Origin of the sequence: Cellulomonas sp., assembly GCF_965229465.1 — a bacterium.
Lineage (GTDB): Bacteria > Actinomycetota > Actinomycetes > Actinomycetales > Cellulomonadaceae > Cellulomonas.
In genome coordinates this window covers 4,282,489-4,296,357 of the sequence record NZ_OZ245882.1, presented here as the reverse complement: position 1 = coordinate 4,296,357, position 13,869 = coordinate 4,282,489, and the positions used below count along the sequence as shown (strand labels likewise).

Genomic DNA, 13,869 nt, shown 5'->3' with positions numbered 1-13,869 from the left:
CGGAGCCCCGACGCCACCCTCAGCTGGTGGCCCACCGCGGGGCGTCGGTGCCCCAGCGGCTCGGGGGGCGGTCCCAGTCCGTGGGGACGCCGGCGACGGCCACGGGCGAGCGGGCGTGCCGGAGCCGCCCGTACGGTGAGTCCGACTCGACCAGCCAGCGGTGGGGCTCCTCGGCGGGCGCGGTGCCTCCCGAGACGGAGCCGATGCCGCCGCCCAGCAGCCAGCCCGCCGTCCCCGCGAGCGACAGCCGGACGTGACGAGTCGCGCCCGTGCGCGAGCGCTCGGTCAGCGCACGCAGGAGGGCCGCGGCGAGCAGGTAGCCGGTCCCGTGGTCGAGGGCCTGGGCCGGCAGGGTGCCCGGCCGGCCGTCGTCACCCTGCTCGGCGACGGCGATGCCGGTCCCGGCCTGCACCAGGCTGTCGAACCCCCGCCGACCGGCCCACGGACCGTGCCACCCCCAGGCGCTGAGCCGGGCGACGACCAGGCCCGGCAGGCGGTCCCGCAGCGCGTCCTCGTCGAGGCCGTACCGGTCCAGGGCGCCCGGGCGGTAGCCGAGGACGAGCACGTCCGCGGTGCGCAGGAGCTCCTCGAACGTCGCGCGATCGGCGTCCTCGAGCGCGAGGCGGGTGGAGCGCTTGCCGAACCCCGTGTCGATGTGGGTCCCGTCGTCCTCCCGCAACCAGGGGGCGTCGACGCGCAGGACGTCCGCCCCGAGCAGGCCGAGCGTGCGGGTGGCCACCGGTCCGGCGAGCACCCGCGTCAGGTCGAGGACCCGCACGCCGTCTGCCGGGAGGGTGCTCGGTCGCAGCGGGCGCGCTCCGGTGGCGTCCACGGTGCGTGTCTCGATCAGGGGCTCGTCGCTCGGGTGCGGCGGTGCGACGGCCACGGCCAGGCCGCCTGCCGCGTAGGCGGCCTCCTGGACGTCGAGAGCGGGACGTTCCGCGAGCACCCTGGCCAGCCGGTGCGCGAGCTCGGCGTCGTCGCCGGCGTCGGGGATGTCCAGCGAGGCCAACAGGCGGGCGCGGTGGTGCGGGTAGTTGGCGTGCGTGCGGACCCACCCGTCGGCGGTCCGCCAGAACCCGGACAGCGGTGCGAACAGGGGGATCGGTCGGCCGTCGACCCGCAGGTGGCGCTCGCTGGTGAAGGCGACCGCCACCGCCCCCTCGTCGACCCGCACGGCGGGAAGGTCGCCGCCGTTGCGCCGGCGGCCGAGCTCGGCCGCGGCGAGGGAGCACACGCCCACGGTCGCCCGCGCGAGCTCGCGTACCGGCAGCGCGCAGCCCAGCACGGGCGCGCCGGCGTACGCGACGTGCTCGGCGAGGTCGGCGGGACCGCCGAGAGCCGCCCAGGCGTGCGCGGTGGGGGTGTCCACGTCACTCCGTGTGCTCGGGCAGGACCGCCTCCGTGCGGCCGTGGAACGCGGCGACCAGGCGCGCGACCAGGACGGCCAGGAACACCTGACCGACGAGCGCCTCGAACGTGGCGATGCTGCGGCCGGGGAACAGGGCTGCCGTGTAGTCGCCGTACCCCAAGGTGGTCAGGGTCGTGTAGGAGAAGTACTGGAACGAACGGGCGTTCGCCGCCTCGCCGGACGCGAAGAACGGGCCGGGGGTGAGGACGTCGAGCACGCCGAACAGGCTCGCGAAGAACATGCCGATGATCAGGTACGCGCTCAGCGCGCCGGCCAGCGACTGCACCGTGACGGCGGTCCGCCGCAGGATCCGGTCGAGGATGACCACGAGCGCGGTCATGAGGATCACGCAGACCACGGCGTCGAGGACCCCGTCCGCGACGCTCTGCGGCAGCACCGTCAGCGCGACGAACGCGATCACGGCGGACACCACGAGCACGATCCGCACGAACCGCTTCTGGTGCGGCATCGGGCGGGACGTCCGGACCGCGAGCCCGAGCGTGAACAGGTACAGCACCAGCACGAGGATCTCGACCCACTCGTCCGAGCTCAGTGCGAAGGCCACGTACGCCGTGACCAGCAGGCTCAGGACGATGCCGAAGTCGTCCGTGCCCGTCCGCCGGGCAAGGAACGAGCGGCGCCGGGGCGGCGCCGGGGTGCCTGCCTCGTCCGGTGGTGTCACCTTTCGGAGGCTAGCGGCCGGTCAGCCGATCGTCACGAGATCCCGCACGTCGTCGTTCGGCAGCACGTCGACGACCGCGCTGACCTGGAGCTCGTCGAGGTCGGCGTAGCCGTGGTGCACGTTGAGGAACGCGGTGTCCGACGCGTCGCGCCCGGTCGCGATCCGGACCAGGCTCGTGCGGGGTGCCAGCGTCGTGGCGTCGACGACGTACCACTGGCCGTCCAGGTTGGCCTCGGCGACGGCGTGGAAGTCCATCGGCGACAGCCCGGGCGCGTAGACCGACACCAGCCGCGCGGGGACGTCCAGCGCGCGCAGGAGTGCGATGACCAGGTGGGCGTAGTCGCGGCAGACGCCCTTGCGCGCCAGCAGCGTCTGCACGGCCCCGTCGGTCGGCAGGCTCGAGCCCGGCACGTACGCGAGGCGGGAGCCCACCCAGGAGCTCACCGCGGAGAGCAGGTCGTACCCGCGCAGCCCGGCGAACTCGGCGTAGGCGGTCGGCCCGAGCGTGTCGGACTCGCAGTACCGGCTCGGTCGCAGGTAGCGCAGCAGGTCGGCCTCGTCGGACGTGACCGGCGTGGCGCGGCCGTCGATGGATGCGGAGTAGTCGAGGACCAGCCGGCCGACCTCCGCCTGCACGACGTGCAGGCGCGTGCCGTGGTGGTCCGGGACCTCCTTGGCCTCGATCGGCGAGCCGTCGAGAGTGATCCGCAGGGACTCGCGCGCGGCGACCTGGGTGGACACGGCCAGCTCGAACGCGAGCGTGGCGGGCGAGGTGACGTCGAGGGACAGGTGGGCGCTCATGTCGCGGTGCACGCGCTCATGCTGGTGCACCCGGGCGCCGCCCGCCTCCCGTGACTACCAGGCGGAACGCACGTAGTCCTTGAGGAAGCAGCCGAACAGGTCCTCGCCGGCCTCGCCGCGCACGATCGGGTCGTAGACGCGCGCGGCACCGTCGACGAGGTCGAGCGGGGCGTGGAAGCCCTCCTCGGCCAGCCGCACCTTGGTCGGGTGCGGGCGCTCGTCGGTGATCCACCCCGTGTCGACGCTGGTCATGAAGATGCCGTCGGTGGCCAGCTCGGTGGCGCTGGTCCGCGTGAGCATGTTCAGCGCGGCCTTGGCCATGTTGGTGTGCGGGTGGCCGGGGCCCTTGTAGCCGCGGGAGAAGACGCCCTCCATCGCGGACACGTTGACCACGTAGGCGCGGCCAGGGGCGCGCATCGCACCGCGTAGGCGGCTGACCAGGATGAACGGCGCCGTCTGGTTGCACAGCTGGACCTCGAGCAGCTCCATCGGGTCCACCTGGTCGACCGTGTGGACCCAGCTGTTGGTCTCCGCCGTGTCCGGCACGAGCCCGCCGGCGTCGATCGCGGTGCCGGCCACGAGCCGCTCGAGCGAGGCGTGCTCGGCGGTGAGCGCGAGCGTCGAGACGGCAGCGGCGGCGCTGGTCAGCTCGGTGACCGAGCCGGCGAGCGCCACCGGGTGCGCGCTGCTGGTGGTGCGGCCGAACGTGGTGATCTGCGGAAGCGGGCGGTCGGGCAGCGGCTCCAGCTCGGCGTCCGCGAGGTGCGTGTACGCGCCGGGGGAGCGGCGGACGGTCTGCGCGGCGTTGTTGATGAGGATGTCGAGCGGCCCCTGCGCGGCCACGGAGTCCGCGAGCGCGACCACCTGGGCCGGGTCGCGCAGGTCGATGCCGACGATGCTCAGGCGGTCCAGCCAGTCGGCGCTGTCCGGCATCGCCGCAAACCGGCGGGCGGCGTCCCGGGGGAACCGGGTGGTGATCGTCGTGGTCGCGCCGTCGCGGAGCAGCCGCAGCGCGATGTACATGCCGATCTTGGCGCGCCCGCCCGTGAGCAGGGCACGCTTGCCGACGAGATCGGTCCGGGCGTCGCGCTTGGCGTGGTTCAGTCGGGCGCACGCCGGGCAGAGCTGGTGGTAGAACGCGTCGACGTCGACGTAGGGCTCCTTGCAGATGTAGCAGGGTCGGGCCTTCAGCAGGGTGCCCGCGGTGGCGCCCTGCACGCTGGACACGAGCGGGATGCCCTGGGTCTCGTCGTCGATGCGGCCCGGGCTGCCGGTGGCCGTCGCGTGGATGACCGCGCGGTCGGCCGCGCTGATGGCGTCCCGCTTCTCGGCGCGGCGCTGCTTCTTGGCCGCCTTGAACAGGGCGGACGTCGCGCGCCGCGCCAGGGCCAGGTGCGGGTGGTCGGACGGCAGCCGGCTGATCTGGTCCGCGACGCGCAGGAAGACATCGAGCTCGGCGGCGTCGACGCCGTCGACGATCTCGGGGGCGGTGCTCACGGCAGTCATCGTGCGTTCCTAGCTGGTCGACAGTGGTGGCCGACGGGCGGGGGAGCACGAGAGCCGGGCAGGCGGGGATCGGTCGATCCTACCCGGCGGTCCGTGGCGCCCCGGGGGCATCGGACGAACCGGGACAGAACGGCTGCCGCGGGTCTACGTTCGGACTCGTGGGTGCGCGCCGGGGGACGGCAGTCCAGCCTGAGCTCCGGCAGGAACTGGAGGAGCACAGGTGAGCGAGACGTCCGATCCCCATGGCCCGATCCACGGTCGACCCAGCTTCCGGGAGCACGTCGACCGCAGCACGTTCCCCGCACGTGGGCTCGATCCGGACGAGGCCTACGAGCTCCTGCACACGGGCCTGATGCTCGACGGCCGGGAGACCCTCAACCTGGCGTCCTTCGTCACCACGTGGATGGAGCCGCAGGCCGAGAAGCTGATCCACGACGCGCTGCGCAAGAACCACATCGACCACGAGGAGTACCCGGCGGCGTCGCTGATCGAGGAGGCCTGCGTGCACATGCTCGGCGACCTCTTCCACGCGCCCGACCCGTCCACGGTGGTCGGCGTGGCGACGATCGGGTCCTCCGAGGCGATCATGCTCGGCCTGCTCGCCCACAAGCGCGCGTGGCGCGACCGCCGCCGGGCCACCGGGCTGCCGACGGACCGGCCCAACGTGGTGTTCGGCGCGGAGACCCACGTGGTCTGGGACAAGTTCGCCAACTACTTCGACGTCGAGATGCGCAAGATCCCGATGAAGCCGGACCGGTTCGTGCTCAGCGCCGACGACGTGGAGGCGCACGTCGACGAGAACACCATCGCGGTCGGCGCGGTGCTCGGCACCACGCACATCGGCGAGGCGGACCCGATCGAGGAGATCAACGACCTGCTGGTGCGGATCAAGGCGGAGAAGGGCTGGGACGTGCCGCTGCACGTGGACGGCGCGAGCGGCGCGTTCATCGCCCCGTTCGCCGAGCCCGACCTGCGCTGGGACTTCCGGCTCGAGCAGGTGGCCTCGATCAACGCGTCGGGCCACAAGTACGGCCTGGTCTACCCGGGCGTCGGCTGGCTGATCTTCCGTGACGCCTCCCGGCTGCCGGAGGACCTGGTGTTCAGCGTGAACTACCTCGGTGGCGCGCAGCCGACGTACACGTTCAACTTCTCGCGCGGCTCGGCCATGATCCAGGCGCAGCTCTACAACTTCCTGCGGCTGGGGCGCAGCGGGTACACCTCGATCGTCGAGACGATGCTGGCCAATGCGCGGTTCCTCAACGAGAGCCTCGTGGCCAGCGGGCGGTTCGAGATCCTCAACCCGGGGCTGGCGGAGCCGGTCGTCACGTTCACGATCAAGGGCGATCCCGGGTTCGACGTCTACCACCTGTCGGCGCGGCTGCGCGAGGACGGCTGGATCGTGCCGGCGTACAGCCTGCCGCCCGACGCCGACGCCGTGCACCTGCTGCGCGTCGTGGTCCGGCTCGACCTGAGTCGTCTGATGGTCGAGCAGCTGCTGCGCGACCTCATGAAGGCGTGGGACGAGCTCGCCGCCGAGCAGCCGGTGCAGCGACCGACCGCCAAGCCCGACCTGTGGACCTCCCCCGCGCACGCGGCCGCGCGGAGCAAGGCGCGCACCGGCCTGCGGCAGTGACCTCGACCGTCCCGGACCTCCCGTCGGGGTGGCGGGCGCTGCGCGTGCGTGGACCGGCCGGCTTCGTCACGCACGCCACCCTGGTGCGGCCGGACGGCAGCGAGGTCGAGTGGAGCTCGCGGCGGCACCGCAAGGGGCTCGGCCTGCGGGGTGCCGTGGTGGGCGGTGGCCCGGCGAGCGCCCTGAGCTGGTGGATCGGCGGTCTGTTCGCTCTCGGCTCCGTCTGCTTCGCGCTCGGGTCGGTGCCGCTGTACTTCGACCAGGTCGCCCCCGCCACCGTCGCGGCGACGTTCTTCGTCGGGTCGATCTTCTTCACGTCCGCTGCCTACCTGCAGTTCCACGAGACCCTCCGCGCCCCTACCGGTGTGCTCGCCGGATCGCCCCGGCCGCGCCTCCTGGCCTGGAGCTCCCGGCGGATCGACGCCTGGGCGGTCCTCGTCCAGCTGGTGGGGACGGTGTTCTTCAACCTCAGCACGTTCGCCGCCACGCGTGCGGACCTCACGCTCGCGCAGGAGCGGCACCTCGTCTGGGCGCCGGACGTCGGCGGGTCGATCTGCTTCCTGGTCGCCAGCTGGCTCGCGTACGCCGAGGTCAACCGCGGGATCCTGCCGAGGTCCGACCGGTCCGTGGGGTGGGGCATCGCGGCGCTCAACCTGCTCGGGTCGGTCGCGTTCGGCGTGGCCGCCGTCGCCGCCCGGTACCTGCGGTCCACGGGCGAGCTGGCGAACCTTCCGCTGGTCAACCTCGGTACGTTCCTCGGCGCCGTGTGCTTCCTCGTCGGCGCCGTCCTGCTGCCCGTCGAGTCGGCGAGGGAGCGTTCGTCGTCCTGACCCCTCAGACTCCATGCGTGGACGACGACCCGATCGGCCGGCTGCTGGCCGACCCGCCCGACCTGCCCGTGCGCCACGGGCTGACCGACGTGGTCGGTGCGGTCCGGGCGCGCGGCGTCGTCGTGGTGCAGGCGCCGCCGGGAACCGGCAAGACCACGCTCGTCCCGCCGGCGGTCGCCGCGGCGGTGCGGGGCCGCGTCGTGGTCACCCAGCCGCGCCGGATCGCCGCCCGCGCCGCCGCCCGCCGCCTCGCGCAGCTGCTGGGCGAGCCGCTCGGGCGGACCGTCGGCTTCTCCGTCCGGGGGGAGAGCCAGACCTCCGCGTCGACCCGGGTCGAGGTGGTCACCACCGGGGTGCTGCTGCGCCGTCTCCAGCGCGACCCGGAGCTGCCCGGTGTCGACGCGGTGATCCTCGACGAGGTGCACGAGCGGCACCTGGTGGACGACCTCGCGCTCGCCCTCATGGTCGACGTCCGGGCGCACCTGCGCGAGGACCTCGTGGTCGTCGCGATGTCCGCCACGGTGGAGGCTGAACGCACGGCGGCGCTGCTCGGCGGTACCGAGCCGGCGCCGGTCGTGGTGGTCCCGGGCGCGCTGTTCCCGGTCGAGACGGTGTGGTGCCCGGCGCCCGCGCGCACCGCCCGGACCGACGAGCGCGGCGTGACCCCCGCGTTCCTCGACCACGTCGCCTCGACCGTGCGCCGCGCGCTGGCCGAGCGCACCGGCGACGTCCTGGTCTTCGTGCCCGGGGCGGGCGAGGTCGACGGCGTCGCTCGTCGGCTCGGCGGGCTCGAGGCGGACGTGCGCCCGCTGCACGGTCGCCTCCCGGCGGCGGAGCAGGATCGTGCGCTCACGTCCGGGGCGCGTCGGCGGGTCGTCGTGTCCACCGCGGTCGCCGAGTCCTCGCTCACCGTGCCCGGCGTCCGGCTGGTGGTCGATGCCGGGCTGTCGCGCGAGCCCCGCACCGACCACGCGCGCGGCCTGGCGGGGCTGGTCACCGTGTCGGTCAGCCGGGCGTCCGCCGAGCAGCGCGCCGGCCGTGCGGGACGGGAGGGCCCAGGGGCCGTCTACCGGTGCTGGTCGGCCCACGACCACGCCCGGCTGGTCGCGCACCCCCAGCCGGAGATCCTCACGGCGGACCTCACCGCGTTCGCGCTGGAGCTGGCGTGCTGGGGGAGTCCGCAGGGTGCGGGTCTTTCCCTGCTCGACCCGCCCCCGACGGCTGCGATGGCGGTGGCGCACGCCACCCTCGTCGGGCTCGGCGTCGTCGATGCCGACGGGCACCCCACCGAGCGCGGCAGGGCCGTGTCGGCGATCCCGGTCGACCCGCGGCTGGGCAGGGCGCTCCTGGACGGCGCGGCGCTCGTCGGCGCCCGCCGGGCAGCAGAGGTCGTCGCGCTGCTCGCCGACGACGCGCGTGCACCCGGCGGCGACCTCGTGGCGGCGCTGCGCGCGCTGCGCCGGGGTGGGCCCCAGTCGTCGACGTGGCGCACCCAGGTGGCGCGCCTCCAGGCCTCGGCCCCGGGGAACGCGCCGACCGAGGACCTCACCGACGACCTCGCGGTGGGCCTGCTCGTCGCGCTCGCCCACCCGGACCGGCTCGCTCGGCTCCGACCCGGTGGGTCGACGTACCTGATGACGTCGGGGACGGGCGCCTCGCTCCCGCCGGGGTCGGCCCTGGTCGGGCAGCAGTGGCTCGCCGTCGCCGACGCCGACCGCGGGGCCGCCCGCCGGGACGCGACGATCCGCTCCGCGGCCCCGATCGACCAGAGCCTCGCGCTGGAGGCCGCCCCGGCTCTGCTGCGGGAGGAGGACGACGTGTCGTGGTCGAACGGGACCGTCGTGGCCCGGCGGGTGCGCCGGCTCGGCGCGATCGAGCTGACGTCGGTCCCCCTGCCGAGCCCGTCGCCGGCCCTCGTGGTCGACGCGCTGCGCGACGGCCTGTCCCGCGACGGTCTGGCACTGCTGCGCTGGTCGGAGGCGGCGACCAGCCTGCGGCACCGGATGGCGTTCCTGCACCGCGCGCTGGGCACGCCATGGCCGGACGTGTCGGACGCCGCCCTGGTCGCGCACCTGGAGGAGTTGCTGGGGCCCGACCTGGCCCGCGTCCGCGGCGCCCGGGACCTCGGACGCGTCGACGTCGTGCAGGCTCTCCGGCGGCTGCTGCCGTGGCCCGACGCGAGCCGGCTCGACGCGCTCGCCCCGGAACGGCTGGCCGTGCCCAGCGGCTCGCAGGTGCGCGTCGACTACACCGGCGACCAGCCGGTGCTCCCGGTCCGGCTCCAGGAGACGTTCGGGTGGCGCGCGACCCCCCGGCTGGCCGACGGGCGTGTCCCGGTGCTCCTGCACCTCCTGTCGCCCGCCGGCCGTCCCGCCGCCGTGACCGCTGACCTGGAGTCGTTCTGGCGCACGGGCTACCCGCAGGTCCGAGCCGAGCTGCGCGGCCGGTACCCGAAGCACGCGTGGCCGGACGACCCGCTGACCGCCGTTCCGGTGCGCGGCGTCCGGCGGTAGGACGATGGGTCCCATGGCGTCGTCGACGATGGCTCGCAGGACGTGGTGGCGCGTGCGCGACTACGCGGCCGTGCTCGGCTGGCAGGCGGCGGGGATCGTGTCCCGCACCGACCCCGACGACCTGCGCGGGCCGGAGCACCCTGTCGGTCCGCCGGTCGTCCTGGTCCCGGGCGTCTACGAGTCCTGGCACTTCCTGCTCCCGCTGGCGACGCTCCTGCACGAGCACGGCGTCCGGGTGCACGTGCTGCCGGACCTGGGCATCAACCGCCGGCCCGTCCCGGTCGGGGCGAGCATCCTCGGGCGCTACCTGGCCGACCGCGACCTGCGCGACGTCGTGCTCGTGGCCCACAGCAAGGGCGGCCTGATCGGGAAGCTCGCCATGCTGCACGAGGACCCGGACGCCCGGATCGCCTCCATGGTCGCGGTGAACACCCCGTTCTCGGGATCCGTCCTGGCCCGGTGGTTCCTGGCGCCGTCGGTGCGCGCGTTCCGGCCCCGCGACGCGACGATCCTGGCGCTCGCGGCCGAGCGCGAGGTGAACGCGAGGATCACATCCGTGTACAGCCACTGGGATCCGCACATCCCCGGGGGCAGCGCGCTCGAGGGAGCGCGCGAGGTCGTGCTGGACACCCCGGGGCACTTCCGACCGCTTGCCGATCCTCGCCTGCACGAGCTGCTGCTCGAACGGCTCCTCACTCCCGGGGCAGCTGCAGAACCCGGGTGAACCCCGGCTGGTCGGGGTCGTCGATGATCTCGACGCCGTCCAGCCAGGACGAGATCACGTGCGCGAGCTCGCCCGGGTGGCTGAAGTTCATCGCGTGCGCGGCGCCCTCGATGAGAGCCACGGTGGTGTGGTCGCCCGCGAGCCGACCCACCTCGCGCACCCGCGCCGGCGGCGCCATGAGCGGGTCCCGGCTGCCGATCACCGCCAGCGTCGGCACCTTCACCTTGAGCAGCCGCTCGAGCGACGGGAACCGGGTGAGCTCGCTGAACAGGTGGAACGTGTTGACCGGGCCGAACCGCAGGTAGTCGGGCACCGCCACGCGCGCCATCCGGCGGTTCTCGCGTGCGCCGTCGATCGCGAGCTGCCGCACGGCCCGACCGAGCCCCTGGTTGTGCACGCCTCCCGCCGGGGAGACGAGCACGATCCGGTCGACCCGATCCGGGGCGGCGTGCGCCACCTCCAGGCTGACCGGGCAGCCCATGGAGTTGCCGACGAGCACGACCTTCTCGAAGCCGAAGGCGTCCAGGATGTCGAGGACGGCGACCGCGAGCGCGGGGATGCCGAGCGTGTAGTCCCAGTCCTCGCTCCGGCCGTAGCCCGGCAGGTCGGGTACCACGTTCGTCGCGCGGGCTGCCAGCAGCCGGGCGGTGGGCATCAGGTAGGTGCCCGAGATCGCGAAGCCGTGGACGTGCACGATCGGCCACGCACCCGGGACGTCCGCGCTGATGCGGTAGAAGACGTGGTGCCCTTGCACCTCGAGGGTGCTCTCGGTCCATCCGCCGTCGACGACGCTCACAGCCTGATCGTGTCAGAGCACACACACGAACGGCACCCCGAGATCGGGGTGCCGTCGTGCGTGCTGCGGGAGTGCTGTCACCGCAGCCAGCTGAACCGCTGCACGAGAGGGATCTTCGCCCACCGGCGGCCGAGGCCCCAGGTGTCTCCGGCGAGGAGCGTCGCGCACACGATCAGGACGAGGGCGTAGATGAGGTGGTAGTCGACCAGCGGGTTGTTGGTGCCCTGGATGAACGGCCACTCGGCGGCCCACATGAGGACCATGAGCAGCGAGCCGGCGACTGCCGAGATGCGCAGCCCGATGCCCAGCATCACGGCGACGCCGACGCCGAGCAGGCAGAGCATGAACAGCCAGTCCGTCGCGGTGCCCGCCATCGAGGCGAAGGTGTCCTTGAACGGGCCGGTGGCGCCGAACTGCATGAAGCCCTGGCTCGGGGTTCCCCCGTCGAGCCACGACAGGCTCGGGTCGCCCTCGGCGACTGCGGCGCCCGTGGCGTAGTGCAGCCCGAACGTCTTGTCGAGGAAGGCCCACAGGAAGATGAACCCCGTGGCGAGCCGGGTGACGGCGAGCCAACGACGGCCCGTCGCGGACGTGACGACGTCGTCCTCGACCAGGACTGCGGGGTGGGTCGAGGTCCGCGCCTCGGGATGGATGGTGGCCATGGCGATTTCCCTCCGTGCTGGGCCCCGCGTTCGGGACCGGGGTGTGGACTTCCGATATGTCCACGGTGTGCTCCGACGGGCGGCACACCCCAGGGCCGAAGGTCCCGCGTGCGTCTCCCTGAACAGGGACTCAGGTCCCGGGACGCCGACCCTGGGGCGCGGGGAGGCTGGAGGTAGCGCGGCTGAGGCCGGCGGACGGCCGGTGCGGCCACGCGCGAGGAGCGAGGAGGCACCTCATGCGTACCGACGGACCCGTGGTCGTCGCACTCGACGGCACATCGAACAGCGCGCACACGCTCGAGTGGGGCGTGGCGGAGGCGGTGCGGCGGCAGGCCGAGGTCCTGCTGGTCCGTACGGTCGACGACGCGTGGCAGGTCACGGCCTGGAGCTGGTACCCGATCGTCGGCGGGAGCGACGTCGACGCCGAGGCTGCCCAGTACCTGGCCGACCTCCAGACGCGGCTGCTGGAGCGCCACCCCGGGGTGGTCGTGAAGTTCCGCGTGCTGCACGGGCAGGTCGTCCCGTGCCTGCGCGAGCTGAGCGGCGACGCCCAGCTCCTCGTGGTCGGCGCGCGTCCGCGGACCGGTCACGGACGGACGGGCTCCACAGGCGTGCACGTCGCCGCGCACGCCCGCTGCCCGGTCGCGGTGGTCCGGACCGACCCGGCCCACCCCACGACGCCGGAAGCACCGGTCCTTGTGGGCGTCGACGGTTCGGCGTCGTCGCTGGCCGCGGCGCACGTCGCGGCGCACGAGGCCTGGATGCGCGGGCGGCCGCTGACCGTCGTGCACGCGCGCCCGAGCATCCCCGACCCGTTCGGCCGGGGGAGCGTGCCGCCTCTGGCCACCGACGACGAGGACGACCCGACGCACAAGGCGGCCCGCGTGGTCGCGGAGGCCCTGCGCGCGGAGAACGCCGGGCTGGTGGTCGACCTCGCACTGGTCGACGACGACCCCACCGACGCGCTCACCGGGCTGTCCCGGGGTGCGGCGCTGCTGGTCGTCGGCTCGCGCGGCCTCGGGGGCTTCCGCGGGATGCTGCTCGGCTCGGTCAGCAGCGCGGTGGTGCGGGAGGCCACCTGCCCGGTGCTCGTCGTGCACGACAACGGCTGACGGCGCACCGACGCAGAAGGGCCCGGCTCGGGGAGCCGGGCCCTTCGAGTGCGCCAGCGCTCACCGGGTCATCACCACCTTGAGGGCCTGCGTCTGGGCGGCGTTCCCGAACGTCCGGTACGCGTCCAGGATGTCCGCCAGGGCGAACCGGTGCGTGACGAACGCCTCCACCGGGAGCTTGCCGGCCTCGACCAGGCGCAGCAGCATCGGCAGCGTCGTCGTGTTCACCAGACCCGTGGTGAGGGTGACGTTCTGGATCCACAGGTCCTGCAGCGCCAGCTCGACCGGACGGCCGTGGACGCCGACGTTGGCCACGTGACCTCCCGGGCGCACCATCTCGGTGCACATCGTGAACGTCTCGGGGATGCCGACGGCCTCGATGGCCACGTCCGCCCCGGCGTCACCCGTCGCCGCCATCACCTGGGCCTTCCAGTCGGGGGTCGACGAGTCGACCGTGAGCGTCGCGCCCAGGCGCTTGGCCACGTCGAGCCGGTGGCTGTCCCGGTCGATCGCGATGATCTGCGCAGCCCCGTACAGGCCGGCGGTCGCGATGGACGCCAGCCCGACCGGTCCCGCGCCGACGACCGCGACGGTGTCGCCCGGCTGGACCTGCCCGTACCGCACGCCGATCTCGAACCCGGTGGGCAGGATGTCGGAGAGCAGCACGGCGAGCTCGTCGGGAACCGTGGGCGGCAGGTGGTGCAGGGAGCTGTCCGCGAACGGGATCCGCACCAGCTCGGCCTGCGTGCCGTCGATCAGGTGCCCCAGCACCCAGCCGATGCCGGAGGTGCCCTCGGGCGCAAGGCAGTGCGACGGGAACTGCGCACGGCAGTAGGTGCACACGCCGCAGCCGCTGATGCACGCGATGATCACCCGGTCCCCGGGTGCGTGGTTACGGACGCCGTCGCCCACCTGGACGACGGTGCCGACGCCCTCGTGCCCGAGGATGCGGCCGGCCGCGACGGTCGGCACGTCCCCGTGCAGGATGTGGAGGTCGGTCCCGCAGATCGTGGTGGTGTCGATCCGGACCACCGCGTCGGTCGGCTCGATCAGCGTGGCGTCCGGGACCTCCTCCCACGTGATGGTCCCCGGACCGTGGAACACGAGCGCTCTCATGGTGACTCCTCACCTCGACCGCGTCGGGCACGGTCGCCCGCGCTCCTCCAGCGTGGATCCGCGGTCGGCAGGCCCGGCAGGGT

12 protein-coding genes are annotated in these 13,869 nt (G+C 73.7%); 5 read left to right on the top strand and 7 right to left on the bottom strand.

The annotated features are described in order from the left end of the window. Window positions 1–19 precede the first annotated feature (19 nt). The 4 genes from ACO06A_RS20240 to ACO06A_RS20225 are packed head-to-tail and all read right to left on the bottom strand — an operon-like array spanning window position 20 to window position 4,400. Complete coding sequence (locus tag ACO06A_RS20240; protein ID WP_421733979.1) at window positions 20–1,372, bottom strand: CoA transferase; 1,353 nt, start codon at window positions 1,370–1,372, stop codon at window positions 20–22. 1 nt (window position 1,373) lies between these two features. Next, on the bottom strand, window positions 1,374–2,093 hold the full coding sequence (locus ACO06A_RS20235; protein ID WP_421733978.1) for an ion channel: 720 nt from the start codon (window positions 2,091–2,093) through the stop codon (window positions 1,374–1,376). A 21-nt stretch (window positions 2,094–2,114) separates the two neighbouring features. Further along, window positions 2,115–2,906, bottom strand: coding sequence for a transglutaminase-like domain-containing protein (locus tag ACO06A_RS20230; protein ID WP_421733977.1), 792 nt, complete (start codon window positions 2,904–2,906; stop codon window positions 2,115–2,117). 42 nt (window positions 2,907–2,948) lie between these two features. Continuing rightward, window positions 2,949–4,400 carry an SDR family NAD(P)-dependent oxidoreductase gene (locus ACO06A_RS20225; protein WP_421733976.1) on the bottom strand — a complete coding sequence of 484 codons (1,452 nt, stop codon included), beginning with the start codon at window positions 4,398–4,400 and terminating at the stop codon, window positions 2,949–2,951. A gap of 220 nt (window positions 4,401–4,620) precedes the next feature. On the opposite strand from ACO06A_RS20225, the gene ACO06A_RS20220 reads away from it, so the two are divergent. From ACO06A_RS20220 to ACO06A_RS20205, 4 genes are read left to right on the top strand one after another with little or no spacing between them, the layout of a single operon-like run. Further along, window positions 4,621–6,033, top strand: coding sequence for a glutamate decarboxylase (locus ACO06A_RS20220; protein WP_421733975.1), 1,413 nt, complete (start codon window positions 4,621–4,623; stop codon window positions 6,031–6,033). Next, window positions 6,030–6,863 (top strand): hypothetical protein, encoded by an 834-nt coding sequence (locus ACO06A_RS20215; RefSeq protein ID WP_421733974.1) that lies wholly within the window; start codon window positions 6,030–6,032, stop codon window positions 6,861–6,863. Before ACO06A_RS20220 ends, ACO06A_RS20215 begins: the two co-directional genes overlap by 4 nt. Before the next feature lie 17 nt (window positions 6,864–6,880). Then, window positions 6,881–9,376, top strand: coding sequence for an ATP-dependent helicase HrpB (gene hrpB / locus ACO06A_RS20210; protein WP_421733973.1), 2,496 nt, complete (start codon window positions 6,881–6,883; stop codon window positions 9,374–9,376). 13 nt (window positions 9,377–9,389) lie between these two features. Further along, a complete protein-coding gene (locus tag ACO06A_RS20205) occupies window positions 9,390–10,100 on the top strand; it encodes an esterase/lipase family protein (RefSeq protein ID WP_421733972.1) in 711 nt (236 codons plus the stop codon). On the opposite strand, the gene ACO06A_RS20200 is transcribed toward ACO06A_RS20205, so the two are convergent. Both ACO06A_RS20200 and ACO06A_RS20195 read right to left on the bottom strand, forming a co-directional pair. Then, complete coding sequence (locus ACO06A_RS20200; protein ID WP_421733971.1) at window positions 10,069–10,896, bottom strand: alpha/beta fold hydrolase; 828 nt, start codon at window positions 10,894–10,896, stop codon at window positions 10,069–10,071. The genes ACO06A_RS20205 and ACO06A_RS20200 overlap by 32 nt on opposite strands. Window positions 10,897–10,973: 77 nt before the next feature. Beyond that, window positions 10,974–11,558, bottom strand: coding sequence for a DoxX family protein (locus ACO06A_RS20195; RefSeq protein ID WP_421733970.1), 585 nt, complete (start codon window positions 11,556–11,558; stop codon window positions 10,974–10,976). 236 nt (window positions 11,559–11,794) lie between these two features. Between ACO06A_RS20195 and ACO06A_RS20190 the strand changes: the two genes are divergently transcribed. Then, a complete protein-coding gene (locus ACO06A_RS20190; protein WP_421733969.1) occupies window positions 11,795–12,670 on the top strand; it encodes a universal stress protein in 876 nt (291 codons plus the stop codon). 60 nt (window positions 12,671–12,730) lie between these two features. On the opposite strand, the gene ACO06A_RS20185 is transcribed toward ACO06A_RS20190, so the two are convergent. After that, window positions 12,731–13,786 carry a zinc-dependent alcohol dehydrogenase family protein gene (locus ACO06A_RS20185; RefSeq protein ID WP_421733968.1) on the bottom strand — a complete coding sequence of 352 codons (1,056 nt, stop codon included), beginning with the start codon at window positions 13,784–13,786 and terminating at the stop codon, window positions 12,731–12,733. Window positions 13,787–13,869 lie beyond the last annotated feature (83 nt).